This is a genomic window from Macrococcus sp. PK (assembly GCF_022501545.1).
Classification (GTDB): domain Bacteria; phylum Bacillota; class Bacilli; order Staphylococcales; family Staphylococcaceae; genus Macrococcoides; species Macrococcoides epidermidis.
Genome location: NZ_JAEPRF010000005.1, coordinates 1 through 20,486, shown reverse-complemented (window position 1 = coordinate 20,486; position 20,486 = coordinate 1). Strand labels below are relative to the sequence as shown.

Annotated in this window: 21 protein-coding genes and 7 tRNA genes; 5 read left to right on the top strand and 23 right to left on the bottom strand. The window is 34.9% G+C overall.

The window, feature by feature from the left end; genetic code table 11:
- Positions 1-33 precede the first annotated feature (33 nt).
- The 9 genes from ppx to JJJ02_RS04455 form a co-directional block, all read right to left on the bottom strand.
- Positions 34-1,566, bottom strand: coding sequence for an exopolyphosphatase (gene ppx / locus JJJ02_RS04495; protein WP_240837632.1), 1,533 nt, complete (start codon positions 1,564-1,566; stop codon positions 34-36).
- A 30-nt stretch (positions 1,567-1,596) separates the two neighbouring features.
- The gene (gene fumC / locus JJJ02_RS04490) at positions 1,597-2,982 is read right to left on the bottom strand and encodes a class II fumarate hydratase (protein WP_111716271.1); all 1,386 of its coding nucleotides are present in this window, start codon (positions 2,980-2,982) and stop codon (positions 1,597-1,599) included.
- Between the two features lie 110 nt (positions 2,983-3,092).
- Positions 3,093-3,236 (bottom strand): SAS053 family DNA gyrase inhibitor, encoded by a 144-nt coding sequence (locus JJJ02_RS04485; protein ID WP_165958672.1) that lies wholly within the window; start codon positions 3,234-3,236, stop codon positions 3,093-3,095.
- 13 nt (positions 3,237-3,249) lie between these two features.
- On the bottom strand, positions 3,250-3,861 hold the full coding sequence (locus JJJ02_RS04480) for a glucosamine-6-phosphate isomerase (RefSeq protein ID WP_240837630.1): 612 nt from the start codon (positions 3,859-3,861) through the stop codon (positions 3,250-3,252).
- A gap of 328 nt (positions 3,862-4,189) precedes the next feature.
- The gene (gene nfsA / locus JJJ02_RS04475; protein WP_111716268.1) at positions 4,190-4,927 is read right to left on the bottom strand and encodes an oxygen-insensitive NADPH nitroreductase; all 738 of its coding nucleotides are present in this window, start codon (positions 4,925-4,927) and stop codon (positions 4,190-4,192) included.
- Between the two features lie 12 nt (positions 4,928-4,939).
- On the bottom strand, positions 4,940-5,413 hold the full coding sequence (gene trmL / locus JJJ02_RS04470) for a tRNA (uridine(34)/cytosine(34)/5-carboxymethylaminomethyluridine(34)-2'-O)-methyltransferase TrmL (protein ID WP_096075976.1): 474 nt from the start codon (positions 5,411-5,413) through the stop codon (positions 4,940-4,942).
- A complete protein-coding gene (gene queG, locus JJJ02_RS04465; protein WP_239243194.1) occupies positions 5,414-6,538 on the bottom strand; it encodes a tRNA epoxyqueuosine(34) reductase QueG in 1,125 nt (374 codons plus the stop codon).
- Positions 6,539-6,691: 153 nt separating this feature from the next.
- Positions 6,692-7,414 (bottom strand): amino acid ABC transporter ATP-binding protein, encoded by a 723-nt coding sequence (locus tag JJJ02_RS04460; RefSeq protein WP_111716265.1) that lies wholly within the window; start codon positions 7,412-7,414, stop codon positions 6,692-6,694.
- Complete coding sequence (locus JJJ02_RS04455; RefSeq protein ID WP_111716570.1) at positions 7,407-8,813, bottom strand: ABC transporter substrate-binding protein/permease; 1,407 nt, start codon at positions 8,811-8,813, stop codon at positions 7,407-7,409. Before JJJ02_RS04455 ends, JJJ02_RS04460 begins: the two co-directional genes overlap by 8 nt.
- A gap of 202 nt (positions 8,814-9,015) precedes the next feature.
- Between JJJ02_RS04455 and JJJ02_RS04450 the strand changes: the two genes are divergently transcribed.
- The gene (locus JJJ02_RS04450) at positions 9,016-10,170 is read left to right on the top strand and encodes an aminotransferase class I/II-fold pyridoxal phosphate-dependent enzyme (RefSeq protein WP_239243193.1); all 1,155 of its coding nucleotides are present in this window, start codon (positions 9,016-9,018) and stop codon (positions 10,168-10,170) included.
- A 215-nt stretch (positions 10,171-10,385) separates the two neighbouring features.
- Here the strand turns inward: JJJ02_RS04450 and JJJ02_RS04445 are convergent, their stop codons facing one another.
- Both JJJ02_RS04445 and JJJ02_RS04440 read right to left on the bottom strand, forming a co-directional pair.
- Positions 10,386-11,432, bottom strand: a complete 1,047-nt coding sequence (locus JJJ02_RS04445) for a PTS sugar transporter subunit IIC (RefSeq protein WP_111716262.1) — start codon at positions 11,430-11,432, stop codon at positions 10,386-10,388.
- 93 nt (positions 11,433-11,525) lie between these two features.
- Entirely contained in the window at positions 11,526-11,843 is a 318-nt protein-coding gene (locus JJJ02_RS04440; RefSeq protein ID WP_111716568.1) for a nucleoside triphosphate pyrophosphohydrolase family protein, read from the bottom strand.
- A gap of 167 nt (positions 11,844-12,010) precedes the next feature.
- On the opposite strand from JJJ02_RS04440, the gene JJJ02_RS04435 reads away from it, so the two are divergent.
- On the top strand, positions 12,011-12,565 hold the full coding sequence (locus JJJ02_RS04435; protein WP_096075971.1) for an ATP-dependent Clp protease proteolytic subunit: 555 nt from the start codon (positions 12,011-12,013) through the stop codon (positions 12,563-12,565).
- Positions 12,566-12,702: 137 nt separating this feature from the next.
- Here JJJ02_RS04435 and JJJ02_RS04430 read toward each other — a convergent pair whose 3' ends face one another.
- Together JJJ02_RS04430 and JJJ02_RS04425 are read right to left on the bottom strand one after the other, a co-directional pair.
- On the bottom strand, positions 12,703-13,200 hold the full coding sequence (locus JJJ02_RS04430) for a P-loop NTPase family protein (protein WP_240837628.1): 498 nt from the start codon (positions 13,198-13,200) through the stop codon (positions 12,703-12,705).
- 25 nt (positions 13,201-13,225) lie between these two features.
- Positions 13,226-14,035 carry an aminoglycoside phosphotransferase family protein gene (locus tag JJJ02_RS04425; protein WP_240837626.1) on the bottom strand — a complete coding sequence of 270 codons (810 nt, stop codon included), beginning with the start codon at positions 14,033-14,035 and terminating at the stop codon, positions 13,226-13,228.
- Positions 14,036-14,110: 75 nt separating this feature from the next.
- Here JJJ02_RS04425 and JJJ02_RS04420 point away from each other — a divergent pair, with 75 nt between their 5' ends.
- Positions 14,111-14,488, top strand: a complete 378-nt coding sequence (locus JJJ02_RS04420) for a YkvA family protein (protein WP_239243190.1) — start codon at positions 14,111-14,113, stop codon at positions 14,486-14,488.
- Between the two features lie 191 nt (positions 14,489-14,679).
- Entirely contained in the window at positions 14,680-15,591 is a 912-nt protein-coding gene (locus tag JJJ02_RS04415) for a DMT family transporter (RefSeq protein ID WP_239243189.1), read from the top strand.
- On the opposite strand, the gene JJJ02_RS04410 is transcribed toward JJJ02_RS04415, so the two are convergent.
- Positions 15,588-16,865 carry an MFS transporter gene (locus tag JJJ02_RS04410; protein ID WP_239243188.1) on the bottom strand — a complete coding sequence of 426 codons (1,278 nt, stop codon included), beginning with the start codon at positions 16,863-16,865 and terminating at the stop codon, positions 15,588-15,590. The two genes, JJJ02_RS04415 and JJJ02_RS04410, sit on opposite strands and share 4 nt — an antisense overlap.
- 106 nt (positions 16,866-16,971) lie before the next feature.
- Between JJJ02_RS04410 and JJJ02_RS04405 the strand changes: the two genes are divergently transcribed.
- Positions 16,972-18,237: a helix-turn-helix domain-containing protein gene (locus tag JJJ02_RS04405; RefSeq protein ID WP_170122517.1), complete on the top strand. Its 1,266-nt coding sequence runs from the start codon at positions 16,972-16,974 to the stop codon at positions 18,235-18,237.
- A gap of 14 nt (positions 18,238-18,251) precedes the next feature.
- Here JJJ02_RS04405 and JJJ02_RS04400 read toward each other — a convergent pair whose 3' ends face one another.
- The 9 genes from JJJ02_RS04400 to JJJ02_RS04360 all read right to left on the bottom strand — a co-directional run bounded on the left by JJJ02_RS04400 (position 18,252) and on the right by JJJ02_RS04360 (position 20,475).
- Positions 18,252-18,629, bottom strand: a complete 378-nt coding sequence (locus tag JJJ02_RS04400; RefSeq protein ID WP_111716250.1) for a PH domain-containing protein — start codon at positions 18,627-18,629, stop codon at positions 18,252-18,254.
- 83 nt (positions 18,630-18,712) lie between these two features.
- Complete coding sequence (locus JJJ02_RS04395; protein WP_240837624.1) at positions 18,713-19,405, bottom strand: GNAT family N-acetyltransferase; 693 nt, start codon at positions 19,403-19,405, stop codon at positions 18,713-18,715.
- Positions 19,406-19,537: 132 nt separating this feature from the next.
- A tRNA-Leu gene (locus JJJ02_RS04390) sits at positions 19,538-19,619 on the bottom strand.
- Between the two features lie 356 nt (positions 19,620-19,975).
- Positions 19,976-20,049 (bottom strand) — tRNA-Cys (locus tag JJJ02_RS04385).
- Between the two features lie 5 nt (positions 20,050-20,054).
- A tRNA-Gln gene (locus tag JJJ02_RS04380) sits at positions 20,055-20,126 on the bottom strand.
- A 16-nt stretch (positions 20,127-20,142) separates the two neighbouring features.
- Positions 20,143-20,215 (bottom strand) — tRNA-His (locus JJJ02_RS04375).
- 2 nt (positions 20,216-20,217) lie between these two features.
- Positions 20,218-20,291: transfer RNA gene (locus JJJ02_RS04370), tRNA-Trp, on the bottom strand.
- 20 nt (positions 20,292-20,311) lie between these two features.
- Positions 20,312-20,395: transfer RNA gene (locus JJJ02_RS04365), tRNA-Tyr, on the bottom strand.
- A gap of 4 nt (positions 20,396-20,399) precedes the next feature.
- A tRNA-Thr gene (locus JJJ02_RS04360) sits at positions 20,400-20,475 on the bottom strand.
- Between the last annotated feature and the right edge of the window lie 11 nt (positions 20,476-20,486).

Genomic DNA, 20,486 nt, shown 5'->3' with positions numbered 1-20,486 from the left:
TATTAATTTACAGTCTATATTAGTTATACCTAACTATTGTAAAGATTCTGTAAAAATGAGATTAAGTTTTGACTTTATTATTTTCTCGATATGTTTCTTCTGTCTTTCTGCTTGATATTCTTCAGCGATAGCATCGCCAGAGTACTCAATCACTAAATCAAAGTGTTCTTCTTTTTTCTCAAAATACAAAGCTTTAACGATATTTGTATTACTAATATTTAATGCGTAAGCGAATTTCAGTATACTGCCAAGCATTTGAATTGTTTCTCGCTCTTCGCTATTAAACCATTTCGTTTCATCTTCATAAAACTTTAGTAACGATTTATTTTTAAAGCTGGCAAGCAAGGCAAGCTTCACCCTATTTTTATGACTAATACCATTTAAGCTAGAGTTAGAAAGAATATAGTACGTATGTTGACTTGAGGCGTCTGAATCGATGTAACTTCCTAAATAATACAGATAAGCTGCATTTCTTAAGAATGCTTTGTCACGCTTATTACCTTTAATCAGTTCAAACTTATCTAATTCATAATAGAGCGTCTCGGCAATCATTACACGTTGGTTCGCTTCTTCCTGGTTAATGTTATAGTCCGTTGCTAAGTTCTTTAACGAGTCTTTAAAGACATTGTCTTTATCGAACGGTAATACATATTCCTCTTCAAGAATGCTCATAATAACACCTTCACGTAATCCTTTACGTGAGAAGATAAATTTAGTGGCTTCTACTTCATCAAATAATGTATTAAATAATACACAGGAAGGAATAATAATATCCTGTCGGTCTCTGCTTAATCCATCCAGATCTTCTAATTCATCTTCAGATGCTGCAGTAAGGTTAGCAAATACCAAATCAAGATCCGATTCTTTCATCGCATAGCCATGTACCCCTGCAATCGGATATTCTGTTAATGATTGATGGATTCTCGCAATATTACGTGCTGATCCCCCAATCGCTATTATTGGAACACGACGTTTCTCAAGCCAGCGCAGACTTCTCAGCTGTTCCTGAATATACTTTGCCGCCGCTTCTATCGCATCTTTATCGTTATGTGCCTTACCTTCAAAAAACATATTTTGAAGCGTTACGACACCGAAAGGAAAACTATGTGAAAATTTTAATTCTTTGTCCTCAAAGAAAGTAACTTCTGTACTTCCTCCACCGATATCTACTGTAACACCATCTGAGTAATCTAATGTATTGATGACCGCATAGAATCCAAAGAATGCTTCTTCTTTTTCAGAAATAATTCGCATCTCTATGCCTGTGTTTTCTTTTACTTTATCGATGACTTCTTCGATGTTTGTTGCTTGTCGTACGGCAGCAGTTGCTACTGGATATAACGCATGAACATCAAACTTTTGTGCAACTTTCTGAAAACTATTTAACGTGTCACATAATACTTCGATACCACGTTCTGACATAACTTTTTCGTTGTTTAAAAACTGATATAATCGTGCAGGTGTTTTTATATTTTGTAATTCCTGTAATCCTGTTTCTTTTGAGTATTCAAAAATAACTAAACGGATTGTATTTGATCCGATATCTACTAAACCTAATCTTTTCATAACTGACCTGCCCTTTCAGATTAAAACATTTTATTTTGGATGGATCATTTCTTCAGGTTTAATCCATTCATCAAATTGCTCTTCTGTTAAGAATCCTGAATTTATTGCTGATGCTTTTAAAGTTAAACCTTCTTTATGTGCAGTTTTTGCGATATGCGCTGCTTTTTCATAACCGATATGAGGGTTTAAAGCTGTTACTAACATTAATGATTGATTTAAATAGTTGTGAATATTTTCTTCAATCGGCTCGATACCAACCGCACAGTTATCATTAAATGAATTCATACCGTCTGCTAAAAGATAGATTGATTGTAATGTGTTATACATAATAACCGGTTTAAATACATTCAGTTCAAAGTTCCCTTGACTTGCTGCAATACCAACCGCAGCGTCATTCCCCATTACCTGAACAGCGACCATCGTCAGCATTTCAGATTGTGTAGGGTTTACTTTTCCTGGCATGATTGAAGAACCCGGTTCATTTTCAGGAATTGATAATTCTGCAAGACCTGCACGTGGACCAGATGATAACCAGCGTACATCGTTAGCAATCTTCATTAAATCTGCTGCAAGTGCTTTTAATGCACCATGAACAAAGGTTACTTCATCATGTGCAGTTAACGCATGGAATTTATTTGGCGATGATACGAAATCATAACCTGTTTGAACGCCAATCTGTTTAGCAACGCGATCACCAAACTCAGGATGTGCGTTAATGCCAGTACCAACTGCAGTACCCCCGATTGCTAAATTCAATAATTCTTTTTTAGATAGGTTTAATAATGCTTCACATTTATCAAGCATATAACGCCAGCCAGAAATCTCTTGTCCTAAAGTTAATGGCGTTGCATCCTGTAAATGTGTACGACCAATCTTAATGATATCAGCAAACTTTTCTTCTTTTTCTTTTAACGTATTGCGAAGTGTATTTAATGCCGGCATTAATTTCGCTTCGATTTCATGGAAAAGTGCCACGTGCATTGCTGTTGGATAAGTATCGTTCGATGATTGAGATTTATTCACATCATCATTTGGATGAACTGATTCTGTGCTACCTGATTCTTTCAAGTACATATTTGCAACATATGCTACCACTTCATTCACGTTCATGTTACTTTGCGTACCTGAACCAGTTTGCCATACAACTAACGGAAAATGTTCATCTAATTGGCCAGATAATACATCATCACATGCTTTTACGATGGCTTCTGACTTCTCAGCTGATAATTTACCTAAATCTTTGTTGACAATTGCTGCCGCTTTTTTAAGATGAGCAAATCCGTAAACAACTTCGATTGGCATCTTTTCTTTTCCTACTGGAAAGTTTTGTTTACTACGTTCTGTTTGTGCACCCCAATATTTATCTGATGGTACTTCGATTTCTCCAAATGTATCATGTTCAATTCTAAATGACATTAACTATCTCCCCTTATCTATTGATACTTATATTTTACATTAAATAACGCTTACATTCATTAATTAATCATAAAAATACAGTACATAAATCATTATGTACTGTTCAATAGTTATTGAGGATCATCCTCTTGTTCCTGACCTTCTTCTCGTGCTTCAGCGTTTTGTTCAGAAATTTGTTCCATCTCTTTACCTAACTCTACAACGTCGTCGAAATCAGTAACCATTTCATTTTTATTATCATGTGATGTTGACATATAAATCATTCCTTTACGCAAATTTTTGGAAGTAGTATTCACGTATATCTTGAGGCAATCCAGCTGCTGCAGCATCATCTAAGATTACATTGACCATACGGTGTGTTTTTAAATTCGCTGCTTCAAAGTTGCCGCCCGCTTCAGCATTGTATAGCTTTTCAACGATTGAAGCTTTGTCTGCGCCTGTTAATACGATAATAATTTCACGTGCTGAACGTAATCCTTTATCGTTATCCTGATTAATCTCTTTATAACCGACAGAGCCATCTTGTGTAATCGTAGCAAATAACGTTGTCAACTTCCCTTTGTTCTCTTTAGTCTTCGCTTCGTCTTTAATCAATTCCATAATATCTTTACCTGTTGCTTCATGGTATTGTTTATCAACGATACCAACAGTACCATAGTCGCCACGTATTTTATCATAATCAAAGATATGAATTTGACTCGTCTCAACAGGATTACGTGCCGTATCAGCCTTTAATTCTGCAATGACGTGACCAGCTTCATCACCTAACGCAGTCGCGATAATTGATGTCGGATTGTTACTCATCTGCTTTCTAAATAAATCAGCAACGTAGTTCGATACTGTTAATTTATCTTCAAAAATTTTAAAATTCATTGCCATGTTCATTCCTCCTCGTATCTTTACTCATTCTTTATTATATATGCTATACCCTATTTTGACAGCCCATAACACTATAAATATGAATATTATGAATTATTAAGGCAAACATCTATTTGTGGTTTTAAAAGTGTATTGAATAGGTTATAATAGTTTTATTAATGAAATCTAGGGGGATTACCAATGAATACATTATTAATCGGTATGGTATGTATCGCTTTCCTAACAGCTATCTTAACTGCTGGTCGTGAATCTAGCTACGGTGTTAAGGAAGAAGATTTAAACAAATAATCACAAAATAAGCCGAAGACAAATTGTCTTCGGCTTATTTTTATTGTTTCAGAAATCCTTGTTGCTTTACGACACCATCTACATCAAGACGTGCTTTACCACCAAGCATCTGTATTACCTGTTCACTCCATTTATCATCACGTTTACCTGCTGTACGCGCTTTATAATAGGCACTCGTGCGCACATCATAATCTTTATAATCATCATAGCTAAAAGGCTGATATGTATTCTCATGATAAACAACGTCCAGTGGTAATCTTTCTTTCTGACTTCCCACGTCATCTGGTACACCGACAACCATACCAAACAATGGATATGTGTATGCCGGTAAATTAAGCAAATCTATCACACGCTGCATATTATTGCGTAGTGATCCGATATAACAAATACCAAGTCCCATACTTTCAGCTGCGACTGCCATATTCTGACTAGCTAAAGCAGCGTCTACCGTACCGACTAATAGCGATTCTGTCGTCCCGAAATAATCATCTACATTTGATTTTAAGTGGTTACCTAATCCATGATGACGATGATAATCAACTACAAATACAAAGAGATGACCATTATGTTCCACGTAAGATTGACCACTGATTGCTCTAAGTTGATGCTTAATTTGCTGGTCAGTAATACCGATAATTGAATATGCCTGGACATAACTTGATGTCGATGCACTTTGTGCTGCACGCACTAAAGTCTTAATCGTCTCCTGATTGAGCGCTTCATCTTTAAATTTACGAATTGAGCGATGGTTCTGTAATAACTGGATTATATCGTTCATCACCTGACCTCCTTAATTTAAGCCTGGATAGTTTTGTTGACGTAAAGCTTCATAAATTAATATTGCTGCTGTATTTGATAAATTAAGCGAACGAACATTGTCGTTCATTGGAATGCGCAGTGCTGTGTCCATATATTTTTCTTTAACCCAGTCCGGTAAACCAGTTGTTTCACGACCAAAGATAAAGAAATGTTTCTCGTCAGGGTTACTATAATCGAATGTCGTATGAGGTTTCGTACCAAACTTCGTCAGTAAATAATAGTGACCTTCATTCTTTTCAAAGAATTCTTCGATACTATCGTAATAAGTGATATTTACAAATTTCCAGTAATCCAAGCCCGCACGACGTAACATTTTATCGTCAGTAGAGAATCCTAGCGGACGAATTAAATGAAGATGCGTATCTGTTGCTGCACAACTTCTAGCGATATTTCCTGTGTTAGCAGGTATTTCCGGTTGATATAATACTACGTTAATTGATGACATTTATTTTTCCACACTTTCTATACTTTTTAATATTTCTAGTTTAACATCATTATCTGTTTCTTTTTCATATCTTGCCTTTAAATAATCAATTTCATCATGACTCATTTGACCAATAGCCCAATAAGCTGTTCCCTTAATTTCTGGTCGAGGATCACTTTCTGCGACTTCCTTTAAATCTGGTACTGCATCGATTTCTTTGAAATGAGCAAGTGCTAAAATAGCATTACGTTGAATCGGTTTCTTGCCGCGCCAGGCACCAGCTAGATGACCAAATTCTGCTTTGAAAGTTTTATTCGTCATCTTGAGTAGAGGAACGAGGAGGGGCTTTAACTTTTCAGGTTCCAGTTCAATATCCTCATGGGTTGTATTGATACCTCGATTCTTCGGACACACTTGCTGACACGTGTCGCACCCATATAGACGATTACCAATCTTACTGCGATATTCGTCCGGCATAAATCCTTTTGTCTGTGTGAGGAAACTGATGCATTTATTCGAATCAAGCTGCCCATTACCTAGGAGAGCACCTGTCGGACAACGATCAATGCAAATTGTACAATCTAAACATGATTCTATTACTGGGTGATCGGGTTCAAATGGAATCGATACAAGTATTTCGCCAAGATAAGTCCATGTGCCTAAATCTTTATTTAAGATAAAACCATTTTTAGCTGCATAGCCGAGACCCGCACGTTCAGCAACTGCCCTGTCACTGAGCACACCTGTATCTACCATATTCATCGTTTGTGCTTCAGGGACTCTCTCTTTAATAAATGCGACAAGCAGTTCGAGTCGTTTATTTAATAGCGTGTGATAATCAATTCCCCATGATGCACGTGCGAAAATACCTCGTCTTGCGCCACGAATACTCTTCGGTGCATTAGGTAGCTTATTCGGATAACCGACGGCAATCGCAATAATAGACTGCGCTTCAGGGAGAGAAAGCTTAGGGTTGATACGTTCTTCAATCGTGCCTTTCTCAAAACCAGAATCATAGTTATTTGCATAATATGCTTCCAGTTTTGGACGCAGTGACTCAAAAGGTTCTGCTGTAGTGAAACCGATGGCATCTATGCCAATCGTCTTACTATATTCAATAATTTCCTGCTTTAACTTTTGATACACCCATCTCTCCCCCTTTTCACTTTATAAGACTATTATTTTACCATAAAATCGATTCTTTTAAGAGATAATAATTACATCATCCAAAACAAAGAAGCTACAATCAAATTTGATTGTAGCAGTTTTCTCACTTTGCTTAACAATATTTACGAAGCATTATAAAACTTTCGATAAAAATGCTTTCGCACGTTCATTTTGAGGGTTATTAAATAATTGTTCTGGTGGTGCATCTTCCTGAACGACGCCATTATCCATAAATACAACTCTGTCAGCAACTTCTCTGGCAAAACCCATCTCATGGGTTACGACGACCATCGTCATTCCTTCTTCAGCCAGCTTCTTCATAACCGCTAATACATCGCCTACTACTTCAGGATCAAGCGCTGAAGTTGGCTCGTCGAATAAGATAACATCCGGATCCATAGCAAGCGCTCTGGCAATCGCTACACGCTGTTTTTGACCACCAGATAATTGCGAAGGATAATTATCTGCTCTATCAGATAATCCGACTTTTTCTAATAAATCTAATGCTTTTGTTTCCAACTCACTTTTCTTACCCTTACCTAGTAATGATGGCGCAAGCATTAAGTTCTCTTTAGCTGTCTTATGCGGAAAGAGATTAAAACTTTGGAATACCATCCCCATCTTCTGACGGAGTTTATTTATATCAGTTCCTTTAGCAGTGAGAGCGTTACCCTCAAATATAATTTCACCGCTCGTCGGTGTTTCTAGCAGATTTAAACAACGTAACAACGTTGATTTACCACTACCAGATGGACCGATAATTGCAACAACCTCTCCTTCTGAAATTTCAAGATCAATGCCTTTTAACACTTCAACCTTACCAAAATATTTATGCAAATTATTTACTTTAATCACTAACCCTCATTCTCCTTTCAAATACATTCATCACTCGACTTAGTGCGAATGTAAGGATGAAGTATACAACTGCGGCAATCAATAATGGTGTAAATGGATCGAATGATGCACCTTGAACAACTTGTGCATTAAACATCAATTCAGAAACACCGATAACAGAAACAATTGATGATTCTTTAATTACAGTGACGAATTCATTACCTAAAGCAGGTAAGATATTTTTAATTGCTTGAGGCATCACAACTTTATTCATCGTCTGTGCATGGCTTAAACCTAAAGAACGTGCTGCTTCAGTTTGACCTTTATCTACCGCATTAATACCGGCACGAATAATTTCAGCAATATATGCAGCGCAGTTAATGACAAGCGCAATTGCACCACAAATAAATGCTGATAAGTCGATACCTAGTACTGCTGTTGTTCCAAAATAAACTAAAAATACTTGAACAAGTAATGGTGTACCACGAATAAACTCAATGTAAATCCATGATAAAGTTTTTAAAATTATATTCTTGCTTAATTTCATAAAGGCGAGAATACCACCGAAGATTGAGCCTAAAACTACACCGATTAATGAAATTAAGATTGTAGCACCAATACCCTGAATAAAGAATGAACCATATTTACTGAAAAATGACCCTTCATCAAACATCGCTTCATTCGCTTTATCTTTATAACCTTTCATTAATCCTTTATCTTCTACTTCTTTAATCGTTTTATTAAGTGCATCAAGTAACTTCGGAGAATCTTTCGGCAGAGCAATTGCCGTTCCTTTATTCTCATCAGCAAACTGCATATCAGAGAAAGCTAAGTTTGTATTTTGTGATAAATATGCTTCACCAACGGGACCTTCTAATACAACGCCATCAATCTTACCTGTATTTAAAGACATAATAATTTCAGGCACACGTGTCAGTGACGTGACGTTCGCATCAGGAATTTCAGTCTTGGCAAGCTCTTCTTGTGTTGTTTGTTTTTGAACGCCAATGTTTTTTCCTTTGAAATCTTCAATTGATTTTAACTTTTTTGCATCTTTCTTCTGTATAATCATACGCTGCTGAACATGCATATAATAGTCAGAGAAGTCCACTTCTTTTTTACGTTCAGGTGTTGGTGACATACCGGAAATAATTACGTCAATCTTCCCAGTCTTTAGAGCACCAAGTAAACTATCGAACTGCATATTTACTATCTTTAATTCAACACCAAGATCTTTCGCTAATTTTTTTGAAAGTTCGATATCAATACCTGCATATTCTCGCTTTCCGTTAACCGTTTTCTCAAATTCATATGGTGCATAATCGGCAGATAATCCGACACGCAGCACACCGTTTTTCTTAATCGTATCGTATTGATCGGTTTTTGCATGAGCCGTAAATGGTGTAATCGTTGCAATCATAACAATCAATATAAGATAACTTAATAACTTTTTAAAAGACAATGACTTCCCCTCCTTTGGATAAGATTTATTATACACTTATATGTATAAGTATACAAGTCTGAATTTTTATTTTTTCTGTTTATTTCGCTTATCCTTTTGCTTATTAAAGGGAGTTAGCGTATAATCATTAACAAAAATAGTTGAAAGAGAAGTGTATAAAATGCCGCAATTAAATGAATTCATCAATGAAGTAACAATACCTAGAACGCGAGAGTTTGCAAATAAAGCAGCAGGTCTAGAAGATTGTATCGATTTAACGTTAGGACAGTCAGATTTCGCTCCTCCTGCATCAGTCAAACATGCGATGATTGAGGCGATTGAAAATGATAAACTACGCTATACACATAATAGAGGTTTAATAGAGCTGAGAAATGAGATTGCAAAGTCAATTCAGAAAAAATTTAATGTCAATTATGATCCTGAAACAGAGATTGTAGTTACAAACGGAGGATCAGAAGCGATTGATGATGTATTTAGAACAACCATCAATCCTGGAGATGAAGTTATCTTACCATCACCATGTTATTTAGGATATGAACCTATCATAAAGCTGCTCGGTGCTAAAGTCGTACTCGTTGATACTTCTAAGACACACCTCGTACCTACACCAGAAGCGATTAAAGCAGCAATAACACCTAAAACAAAAGCAGTACTATTCAACTATCCGACGAATCCAACAGGTAAGACATTAACGTACGAACAAATTCAAGGATTAGCAAATATGTTAAAAGACGAAGATATCTTTATCGTAACAGATGAAATATACAGTGAAAATGTATATGACGCACCACATCATTCATTTTTAGAGTTTCCTGAACTGAGAGATAAATTATTTGTTATCAATGGTCTATCTAAATCTCACGCAGTGACAGGTGCCCGTATTGGTTACGTTGTGTCTAATGCAGAACTTATTACTCACGTCACATCAGTACATCTATATAATTCAATCTGTGTAGCAACACCGAGTCAATATGGTGCGATAGAAGCATTCAAAGATACAGAAACAGTAAAAATTATGAATAAAGCATACATCGAACGCAGAGATTTTTTATATGAAAAATTAACCGGATTAGGATTACCAGTTGAAAAACCACAAGGTGCCTTTTATATCTTCCCGGATATATCAGCTTACAATAGCGATTCGTATCAATTTGCTTTAGACCTATTGGATCAAGAAAGATTGGCAGTTGTACCAGGAAGTGCATTCTCAGAATACGGTGAAGGACATATCAGATTATCATTTGCATCAAGTATGGAAGAAATTAAAGAGGCTATGGTAAGATTAGAACGATTTTTAAAAAATTATAATAAATAGCGTTAAAAAGTGGCCCGATTCTTTTATGGAATCGGGCCAAACATGGTGATATGGCACGGTTCTGCTCTGGAATCGRGCCAAAYATGGTGATATGGCACGGTTCTGCTCTGGAATCGGGCCAAACATGGTGATGTGGCACGGTTCTGCTCTGAAATCGGGCCAAATAAGGTGATATGGCCCGATTCTCTTAAGGAACCGGGCCATTTTACTTTATATTAATGTTCAGCTTTATAAAGATATATTTCATCATTATAACGCGGTAATACTTTTTTCAGTAATTGATGAGACATAAATGCAATCGGTAACGGAATGATGACATAAGCTAGCAATAAACTCATTACATTCTGCATTACAGTGCCGTCCATAAATTTAAAGGCATTGATCGGACCGACTAGTCCTGTGTATCCAAATCCAGCCGACATCGGCGTACCTTGAACGTTAAAGAAGTAAGCACACAATCCACCAATGATACCATTGATAAGTAGCGGCACCATAATAATAGGATGTTTGAAATATACCGGCATCATCATTTTCGCTGCACCAATAATTAATGTGATGATTGTGCCTTTATCATTCACACGCAGTGCTCCGAATAAGAATGTGTAACAACATGCAACGATACCTAGGTTTGCTGCGCCGCTCCCTAGCCCCGATAAACTAATAACAGTTGCAATTGCAACAAGAGAAATTGGTGTTGCCATCAAAAGACTATAACTAATCGCAATCAAAATACACATTAAGAGTGGGTTTAAAGTCGTAAAATGCTGAATGACCTGACCAATCGCACCCGTAAATTGTTTTACGTATGGTAGTGTAAGAGAACCGATAAATCCAGGTAAAATTCCTGCAAACAAAGGTAAAAAGACGATATTCAAACTGCCCATCTTATTTCCTAGTAAAATTAAAACAAAAGCACTAAGCGCGACGGTTAACATCATGTTTATAATGTCACCGATTCCTGCAAACATAAAACCTTTACCATTAAATTGAACGGCACCTGAACCAAGTACAGAAGCACCAGAAAGTATCGCTGTCTGTAAACCGTTAAATTTAAATTGCTGACTGATCGTAATACCAGCTAACGCACTTAAACAAAACTGAAAGATGACCAATAATTGTCCAAGACTTGTAAACACAGGATGATATCCTGCTAAATATTTAAAAAGCTCCCCAAGCATTGCATTCGGCACTAAAGCAACGACAATACCAGCTGCCATTCCATTTAATATATTTGAGAAAAACTGTTTACCGTTAATATTCATTTAAACACCTACCCTAAAAAATTATATAGTATTATTTCTATCATACTTTAGCGCTTAAAAGCAATGAATTAATAAAATTTTTAAAATTTCCTACTACTTTGTATTTTGTTCCAGCTTATTTAACACTTCCGGTAATACTTTTGCGATATCAATATCACTACGTTCTGCAATATTAATTAACCACCAAATTGATTCTGCAATTTTATAACCAAGCTCTCCTTCACTATTAGGTTTTGGCCAACGTTTTTCTTTATCCATTACTAACCGACCGACAAGTGCTGCATCTGTTAAAAATGCTAAAGCATCTTCTTCTAAAGACCATTCAGATTGATGGTGTGATACTTCTAATGCATGATACTGTTTTCTAATCTTGATTGATTGTTCAATAATTGCTTCAAATGAATTATTCATATTATTACCTCGATTGTTTTTATACATCATAGCAGATTATCTCTTAATAAAAATAATTATTTTGCATATACAAGTTATTTTTTTGTTGAGTTCTAATAATCCATATTCTTTGACTTAAATTGACCAAACAAATAAAATATAATTAATAAGCTTATAGGAGGCACATTATGACAAACGAAAATAAAGATCTTATGTTAGAAAAAATGATAGAATCACGTACAATCTTAATCTCAGGTGGTATTGATGATAAATCAGCGAAAGAAGTTGTTAATCAATTATTATTATTAGATTCAATCAATCATGAGCCGATTAAATTAATCATCTCTTCTCCAGGTGGACATGTAGATTCAGGTTATTTAATACATGATATGATTAATTTCATCGAATCAGAAGTTAAAATTATTGGTGCAGGATGGGTAGTTAGTGCAGGCGTATTAATTTACTTATCAGGTAAGAAAGAAAATCGCTACGCATTACCTAATACACGCTTCATGATTCACCAACCAAGTGGTGGTACACAAGGACAAGCGTCCAACATGGAAATTACTGCAAAAGAAATTATCCGTACACGTCAAAAATTAAACGAATTAATCGCACGTGAAACTGGCAAATCTGTAGAAGAAGTTGAACAACATACAGGTCGTGATTACTGGTTAAGCACACAAGAAGCTTTAGAGTACGGTATCGTCAATAAAATTATCGAAAACCAAAAAGAAATCTAGATCATAAATCCCAATGCGCATTTTGATGCATTGGGATTTTTTTCGGCAGTTTTAGCGGTATCTTCTCTCTTTACCACTCGATTCCGCTATTGCGCTCCAGTTTTAGCGGTATCTTCTCTCTTTATCACTCGATTCCGCTATTGCTTCAAATAATCATTAATATAACCATTCACTGCTTCACGTGACTGGAAAATTACCTGCTTTTTATCGGGATATTTCTCTAATAGCTCAATTACTTTTGGTCTGCTCACAATATTATATTGTTTAATGAACGCAATAAATTCTGAATCCGTTTCACTAGTCTCTATCCAAGGCATATCTGGCCTCTCTTTTCCTTTTCTTTGCTCGATACTCTCCAGACAAACTTCAACCGGTAAGTCTAAGAAATAAATCGTGTCACATGCAGCGATGCGCATCTCAATTGTTGATCCATAATTCCCGTCAATAATCCACGTCTCACCTTTTAACGCTTCCCTTTGTCGATTCAAAAATACTTCTCTTTCTACTACAGTTCGATCTGAATTCCAGTTCAAAAGATCAAGATGAATAACTGGTATATCTAAACATTTACTGAGAATACGAGAAAACGTACTTTTTCCGCTTCCAGGACAACCGATTACTATTATCTTTTTCATAGGTAACCCCCAAAATCTTCATTATCTAAAATAATTCATTTAGCAACGCCACATACTGTGCTGTATCTTCCGGATGATGTCTAGTACTCGTTGAAAGCCGTAAAGCCATAATAATTCTTGCATATATTAAAAATTCTTTATACTCAATCCAGCTAAACTTTAAATAATAGTCATAATATGCACGCAGTGTTTCTTCATTGATGTCATAAGGACTTGAACAATATAAAAACAATAGTTCATATAATATCAAATTCTGCATCGGAGTTGGATCGATTACAGATAGCACTTCTTTTTGCATAATAAAATTATGATAACCGAAATCGCCATGAACATATTTCGGTGCTTCTTCTGGTAATGCTACAGTGTCCAAGGCATCAAACAATGCTTCACTATCATAATAATCATCGATGACCAGTCGTTCTAATGCCAGTTCATCTTTTAAGAATATTTTAAAATCATGTTTTAAATCATTGATATAACCGACTCTGCTATCACAATATTCATATTGATTCATAAAATTTATCTTATCTAGTATCTTTAATTTACTGTAATGCCCATTCAGCATCGAACCTTTCATATGTTCCATTAATATATATGTTGTATCATCTGTCGTAATACACTCAGGAAAAACCTCTATTTGCTGATATCTTTTCAGAAACTGACTTTCAGACTGAATTGATAATGGTGGATTGAGTTTAAGAATATATTTCTTATCAAAATCATCGATAAAGAATACTTTGCTCGTTGTTCCCGTTGTAATTTCAGTTAGCACACATCGTCCACTGACATAATGCATATCCTGTAATGCAAATAACACCCCTCTTACTGAAGCCAAGCTATCACGTCCTATCTATATTTGCATCTTTTTATTATATTCGATATTATGACTAAAAACTATCGAGGTTAAAAGATGAACTTAAAGCAACGCGCTAAACAATTAAAAATAGATGTTCCAGCTATATTTATCGCTTTACATAAAAAAGAAACACCAATACTTGCTAAAGTATTGGCGCTTATCACCATCATTTATGCACTGTCACCTATAGACCTAATACCTGATTTTATTCCAGTACTAGGATTTTTAGATGACATTATCTTGTTACCATTATTCATTAGTTTAACCATTAAACTGATTCCTGATGACATCTTTACTCAATGCCAGCATGAAGCTCAAAGTTTGACGCGTAAAGATTTAAAACGCTGGTATTTTGCATTGCCAATTCTACTCATATGGCTATTTACTTTCTATGCACTCTTTCAATTATTCCATTCATTATTTAACCAATAAATTTGATTTGTTTCACTCTTAATTCACAAACCAATATTACGCCATTTTACCATACTGATTAGTAGTTTTCTAACTTTCATCCATCTTGAAAATATAATTTTGTCTTTTCTAAGCAAACAATGTACATATGATATTGACATTATGATATTGACATCTTTATAATCTATATATTGCTTGAAAGGAGTGACGTGATGAATAATAAATTAAAAGGGATTATGTTTGTCACATTAGGATCAATATTCTGGGGTGTCGGAGGCACCGTATCCCAGCAAATCTTTCAAGGCTATAGCGTACCACTCGATTGGTTTATAACCATTAGATTAATCTTAAGCGGTATCTTTTTGCTTTGCCTGGCCATGATAAGGAAGCAAAATATACTGAATGTATTTAGCGATAAGCATACATTTTTCCAGCTTGTGATTTATTCAATATTTGGAATGCTTGCGGTACAATATACATTTCTAGCATCAATAGAAGCGGGTAATGCAGCAGTAGCGACGCTCTTACAATATTTAGCGCCGATTGTCATTCTGACTTTCCTGCTTATTACACGTAAGACAGAGTTTAGAGCGATAGATCTGATCATTATACTCGTCTCATCATTCGGAACATTTCTATTGCTCACGAGCGGTAATATTAACAATGTTGTCGTACCGCCAGCAGCAATTATCTGGGGATTATTATCAGCAATCGCAGCAGCGTTCTATACAATGTACGCCGGAAGACTCTTTGTCCGTAATACCCCACTCGTTATTATTGGATGGGCGATGCTTATAGCTGGATTGTTTATCAGTCTATTCAATAGACACTGGCAGATCAATCCACTGTCATACGGTGCAATGTTTAACATTTATCTCATATTCGTTATCATCGTTGGAACCGCGCTAGCTTTCTTCCTATATCTACTCAGCGTAAAATATATCGACCCACAACTTACTGCGCTACTCGGATGTATTGAACCATTAACAGCAGTTATTCTCAGTATTGTCTGGTTGAAACAGCCTTTTGATATCATCCAATGTGCTGGAATGATGATTATACTCGGTGTCGTGCTATTCATATCTATATTAAATACAAAAGAAAAAAACCAAGCATCTTGTTAATGAGATGTTTGGTTTAAAAATTTATTAGATCGTATTGAAAACTTCTGATTCATAACACTTAATACAAGTACAATGCAACTCACGCCACAAATTAGAAACGTTATACCATAGTATCCTTGATCAAATATGATTCCAAATATAATATAAGAAATTGGCATCAGTAACTGTGCTGTTAAATTGATTACAGAGAATACCCTTCCCTGAACACGTGCTTCGATATGCTCCTGAAAGAATACAAACAATGGTGTATTAACAAACTGTGCTGTAACACCTAATAGTAGACCACAAATAAAGAAAGTAATATAAACCGGCCATAAGCTATTCATTAACAGCAATGGCAAACTTATCACTATTAAAAATACACCCTCTAATAATAATCCCTTTTTAAGCATAGGAAACGGATTATCAAACTTTTTCTTATTGCCAATAATTATGCCACCAATCAATACACCCACACTAAAAGATGCTTCTAATATCCCCATCATTTCTGAGCTTGCTTCAAAATGACCGATGATGATTTTGCTCATGCCTATATTAATACCAGATACAAAGAAGTTTAACGACATAAATAATATAAGGAGCGTTCTTAAAATTTCATGATGCCAAATATATTGTAACCCATACTTAAAACTTTTAAAGACACCTTCTTCTTCAATTATTGCATCATTTGAATCAACAGCATCATCCTTTTGAAATAATTTGAAATTAATCATAAGAATGACCAAACTTGCACAAATATATGCAATAACGAAAATGAATAAAAATAATTCTTTAGACACAAATCCATATAATAATCCACCTAACACTGGACCTAAAAGCATCGACAAACTACTTGCTGTGGAATTATATCCCATTGTCTTTTGTAAATGTTCACGATGAACAATATGCGGAATTGCTGCCATAAAACTTGGATTGCTCGCACTTGAAATAAATGCAGCAAAAAAAGTTACGATGTATAGGGCAATGATATTAAAACCTAGAAAATGAATATAGAGCAATAAAAGAAATACTAAAATAGCTTCTATAAATATACTCCAGAATATAACCTTTTTACGATCAAAGTTATCTGCTAAGTATCCAGATAACGGTGTTACCACAATTCTACCCAGAACACTCATCGCTAAATTAATTGAAAACAGTTTGGCAGAACCTGTAGCAGAAAGGATATAAAAACTGATACCGAAACTATAGATGGATACACCTAACATCGAAATCATCGTACTTAATATTAATAGATACATTTGACGTTTTGATTGTTTCATTTCTAAATCCATAATATCTACCTCCATAAGTTTAATTTAATTAAACTTATTATATAAAATAAAAATTTGAAAAGCAAATAAAAGTTTAATATAATTAAACTAGTTAATGGAGGTTATTATGAATACATTAGGTTCTAAAATTAGAAGTCTTCGCAAAAGTAAAAAAATGACGCTCGTAGATCTCGCTGGGGATTATATGACAAAGGGTATGCTCAGTCTTATAGAAAATGATAAAAACAATCCATCAATGGAAAGTTTAGAATACATCGCTAAAAAGTTAGACACTACAGTAAGTGTCCTGTTGGAAGATGGGGATGAGGAAATTACAAATCAAATTTATAATAAGGTTAAAGAAATTATTAATGTACCAAGTCTTTTTCATAATGAAGTAATAAAACAAACGGTTTCTCCTTATATAGATCAAATTAAGCAAAACAGAAAAGGAGCTTTTATATTTCAGTGGTATGCATTTACTAAAGGAATAGAAAAAGATGATAAAACAGCCATGCATTATCTAACAATGGCTAAAGAAATATATATAAAAAATGATGACAAAAATGCTCTCCTTGATGTTGAAAATGATTTAATTTCTGTATATTTTATACTTGGTAAATACGATAGTGCTTTTACTAAAGGAGTAGAATTATATGAAAAATATAAAGAAGATAACGATATTACTGATCCAAATTTAATTCCAAGATTACTGTTATCAATAGCAGCTTATGGCTATTCTTCATATGATACGAGTAATTTAATTAAATATTTAGAGTTAGCTGAAGAAGTATCTATACAAAATAAGACATTTAAACTTCTTTCACCAATTTACAAATCACAATGCTTTAAGTATTTACTGGATGAAGATATGGATAAATATCAATCTACATATAAAAAGTTTGATATCTTAAAACAATTTAATCCTGAAGATTTCCAAACAAAATTTGATATGTACACAGCCGATTTAATCTATCACTTCTATCGAAGGGAATATAAAGAATTAAAGAATCTATTAGAAGTACAGCAACAAATATTAGTACATGATAAATATCAGACTGAAGTAGATGATAATTTTAATAATATCTGGCAACTATATGAGGCAATTGCATTATATAATTTAGGTGATTTTGATAATGCTATTAAAAAATTAAATGACTATCCAAATGACATACCATATTTAGCTCCAGCTGATATAAGTATACACGCTCAAAAATATACTTATCTCGCTATTAATGCTGAACGTAAAAATGAAAATGATAATGCAAAAGAATATATCATGAAAGCAATGGATATCATTAAAAATATCCCTCCAAACCATTTTACAAAAATTACAGAAGACACATACAAAAGAATTATGAACCAAAACAAGCCCACAGATTATCTTTCATAATCTGCGGGCTTTCATTAATTAAGTAATCTTTGTGCTATTAATTTTTGCAACTTCACAATATCAGTGTCCTTATTAAATAATTTAACGATTGGCATTTGAATACCTGCCACAAAAAGTTTTAATTCTGCATCAATATCAAATCGACCTGCATTTTCTACACTGAATGCTCTAATATTCTTATAAGGAATTGTAATAAACTCAATCTTCTTACCTGAGAACCCTTGTTTATCAACGATTAAGATACGTTTATTCGTGAACACAAACAAATCACGAATAAGAATAAAACTCGCCTCAACTACTTCATCTTCAAGCAAATAATCTTGAAATTCATTTTGAACTTCCTCTGTATTTTTTTCACTAGAGTTGCCCATCAATTCATCAAATAATCCCATTCTAATGCCTCCTTATTTTGTATAATATTAATATAACAAAATAAATTTGGAATTAATAGGAATAAGAGTATGTATTTAAAATATTACATTTCCCTTAATGCGCTCAATTGGTTCTGATTTTTATCAAAGTTACTGTCATCTAACCACGACTCTAATCTCAATTTATTGGCTGGCCATTCTTTATCAATTATTGAAAACCAATTTGTATCACGGTTACGTCCTTTATAAACAGTTGCTTGTCTAAATGTGCCTTCAAACGTAAAGCCTAATCGTGTTGCTGATTTATTCGATGCCTCATTTAAGCTATCACATTTCCATTCGTAGCGTCGATACTTTAATTCTTCAAATACATACTTCATAACTAAATACTGCGCTACTGTTGCCTGTCTGCTGCGTTTTAATAATGGAGAATAAACAATCCATCCCATTTCAATGACCCTATTCAGATTGTCTATACGCATGAGAGAGAATGTTCCTACTGCTTTTTGTGTATGATTGTCGATAATCGTTAAATAGTAAGGATCAACAGAAGCTATTAACTGTATTAAATAATCTTTAAATTCTAATTTACTCTCAAATCTTTGAATCGGCATATATGTAAGATTTTCTGGTTCTGATGATGCACCATATATTTCATATAGATTATCACAGTGTTTAATATTAATTTTTTCTATAGTAACAGTCTTTCCTACAATTGTTTGTATGTTAGGAAGTATTCCAGGTGAGTAATTTTCGATGATGTCCCCAACAGGTTGATTGTATTCGTTATATCCCATATTTATCCTACTTTCATAAGTATGTCTGTTGCTATTATATTAAACAATTCCGGATACTCCAAGTATCCGGAATTGTTCAAGTATCTAAAATAAAAAAAAAGTCCCTCTAACTAAAAGTTAAAGGGACATTAGTACCACCGGTCGGGGTCGAACCGACACTCCGTGAGGAACCGGATTTTGAGTCCGGCGCGTCTGCCAATTCCGCCACGGTGGCTTAGTAAAATTTATTATTTAATAAGTATAATACTTAAAAAAATTATGGTCAAGAATTTCATCCTATTTTCAATCTATGTTCACAAATAGCAAATGACCTGTTATAATGAACGTGTAATAAAGTCTCGTCAACTTTATTATCACCAAATTTCATTTTCGTTTAATTACTTTTAACTACAGAATCCTTTCTGTAGTTCTTTTTTTATCTTTAAATATAACACAAATTTTACGAAAAAAATAAGCATGCTTCATGCTGCTTAACAAAAAATGGAGCGGAAGGTAGGACTTACACCTACATCTCGAACCAGGAAGGTCCGTATTCTAAGAGTTGAAATACTCCCGCATATATAAAATTAATGGAGGCGCCAACCGGATTTGAACCGGTGATAAAGGTTTTGCAGACCTCTGCCTTACCACTTGGCTATGGCGCCTAAAGCTGGGCTAGCTGGATTCGAACCAACGAGTGACGGAGTCAAAGTCCGTTGCCTTACCGCTTGGCTATAGCCCAATATTAAAAAATTAAGGGCGACTGATGGGAATCGAACCCACGAGTGTCGGAACCACAATCCGATGCGTTAACCACTTCGCCACAATCGCCATGGCAGGGGCAGTAGGAATCGAACCCACACCAAAGGTTTTGGAGACCTCTATTCTACCGTTGAACTATGCCCCTAAAAATAAACAAATAAAAAATGGTGGAGGGGGGCAGATTCGAACTGCCGAACCCGAAGGAGCGGATTTACAGTCCGCCGCGTTTAGCCACTTCGCTACCCCTCCAAGATGGTGCCGGAAAAAGGACTTGAACCCTCAACCTACTGATTACAAGTCAGTTGCTCTACCAGTTGAGCTATTCCGGCATAATAATAAA

What these genes read in the sequence shown, in the direction of transcription:
- ppx (WP_240837632.1), bottom strand. Translation starts at nt 1,566, where the DNA reads ATGAAAAGATTAGGTTTAGTAGATATCGGATCAAATACAATCCGTTTA.
- trmL (WP_096075976.1), bottom strand. Translation starts at nt 5,413, where the DNA reads ATGTCATCAATTAACGTAGTATTATATCAACCGGAAATACCTGCTAAC.
- JJJ02_RS04420 (WP_239243190.1), top strand. Translation starts at nt 14,111, where the DNA reads ATGAACTTAAAGCAACGCGCTAAACAATTAAAAATAGATGTTCCAGCT.
- JJJ02_RS04450 (WP_239243193.1), top strand. Translation starts at nt 9,016, where the DNA reads ATGCCGCAATTAAATGAATTCATCAATGAAGTAACAATACCTAGAACG.
- JJJ02_RS04405 (WP_170122517.1), top strand. Translation starts at nt 16,972, where the DNA reads ATGAATACATTAGGTTCTAAAATTAGAAGTCTTCGCAAAAGTAAAAAA.
- JJJ02_RS04455 (WP_111716570.1), bottom strand. Translation starts at nt 8,813, where the DNA reads ATGATTGCAACGATTACACCATTTACGGCTCATGCAAAAACCGATCAA.
- JJJ02_RS04430 (WP_240837628.1), bottom strand. Translation starts at nt 13,200, where the DNA reads ATGAAAAAGATAATAGTAATCGGTTGTCCTGGAAGCGGAAAAAGTACG.
- JJJ02_RS04435 (WP_096075971.1), top strand. Translation starts at nt 12,011, where the DNA reads ATGACAAACGAAAATAAAGATCTTATGTTAGAAAAAATGATAGAATCA.
- nfsA (WP_111716268.1), bottom strand. Translation starts at nt 4,927, where the DNA reads ATGAACGATATAATCCAGTTATTACAGAACCATCGCTCAATTCGTAAA.
- JJJ02_RS04480 (WP_240837630.1), bottom strand. Translation starts at nt 3,861, where the DNA reads ATGGCAATGAATTTTAAAATTTTTGAAGATAAATTAACAGTATCGAAC.
- JJJ02_RS04445 (WP_111716262.1), bottom strand. Translation starts at nt 11,432, where the DNA reads ATGAATATTAACGGTAAACAGTTTTTCTCAAATATATTAAATGGAATG.
- JJJ02_RS04440 (WP_111716568.1), bottom strand. Translation starts at nt 11,843, where the DNA reads ATGAATAATTCATTTGAAGCAATTATTGAACAATCAATCAAGATTAGA.
- JJJ02_RS04400 (WP_111716250.1), bottom strand. Translation starts at nt 18,629, where the DNA reads ATGGGATTATTTGATGAATTGATGGGCAACTCTAGTGAAAAAAATACA.
- JJJ02_RS04395 (WP_240837624.1), bottom strand. Translation starts at nt 19,405, where the DNA reads ATGGGATATAACGAATACAATCAACCTGTTGGGGACATCATCGAAAAT.
- JJJ02_RS04415 (WP_239243189.1), top strand. Translation starts at nt 14,680, where the DNA reads ATGAATAATAAATTAAAAGGGATTATGTTTGTCACATTAGGATCAATA.
- fumC (WP_111716271.1), bottom strand. Translation starts at nt 2,982, where the DNA reads ATGTCATTTAGAATTGAACATGATACATTTGGAGAAATCGAAGTACCA.
- JJJ02_RS04485 (WP_165958672.1), bottom strand. Translation starts at nt 3,236, where the DNA reads ATGTCAACATCACATGATAATAAAAATGAAATGGTTACTGATTTCGAC.
- JJJ02_RS04410 (WP_239243188.1), bottom strand. Translation starts at nt 16,865, where the DNA reads ATGGATTTAGAAATGAAACAATCAAAACGTCAAATGTATCTATTAATA.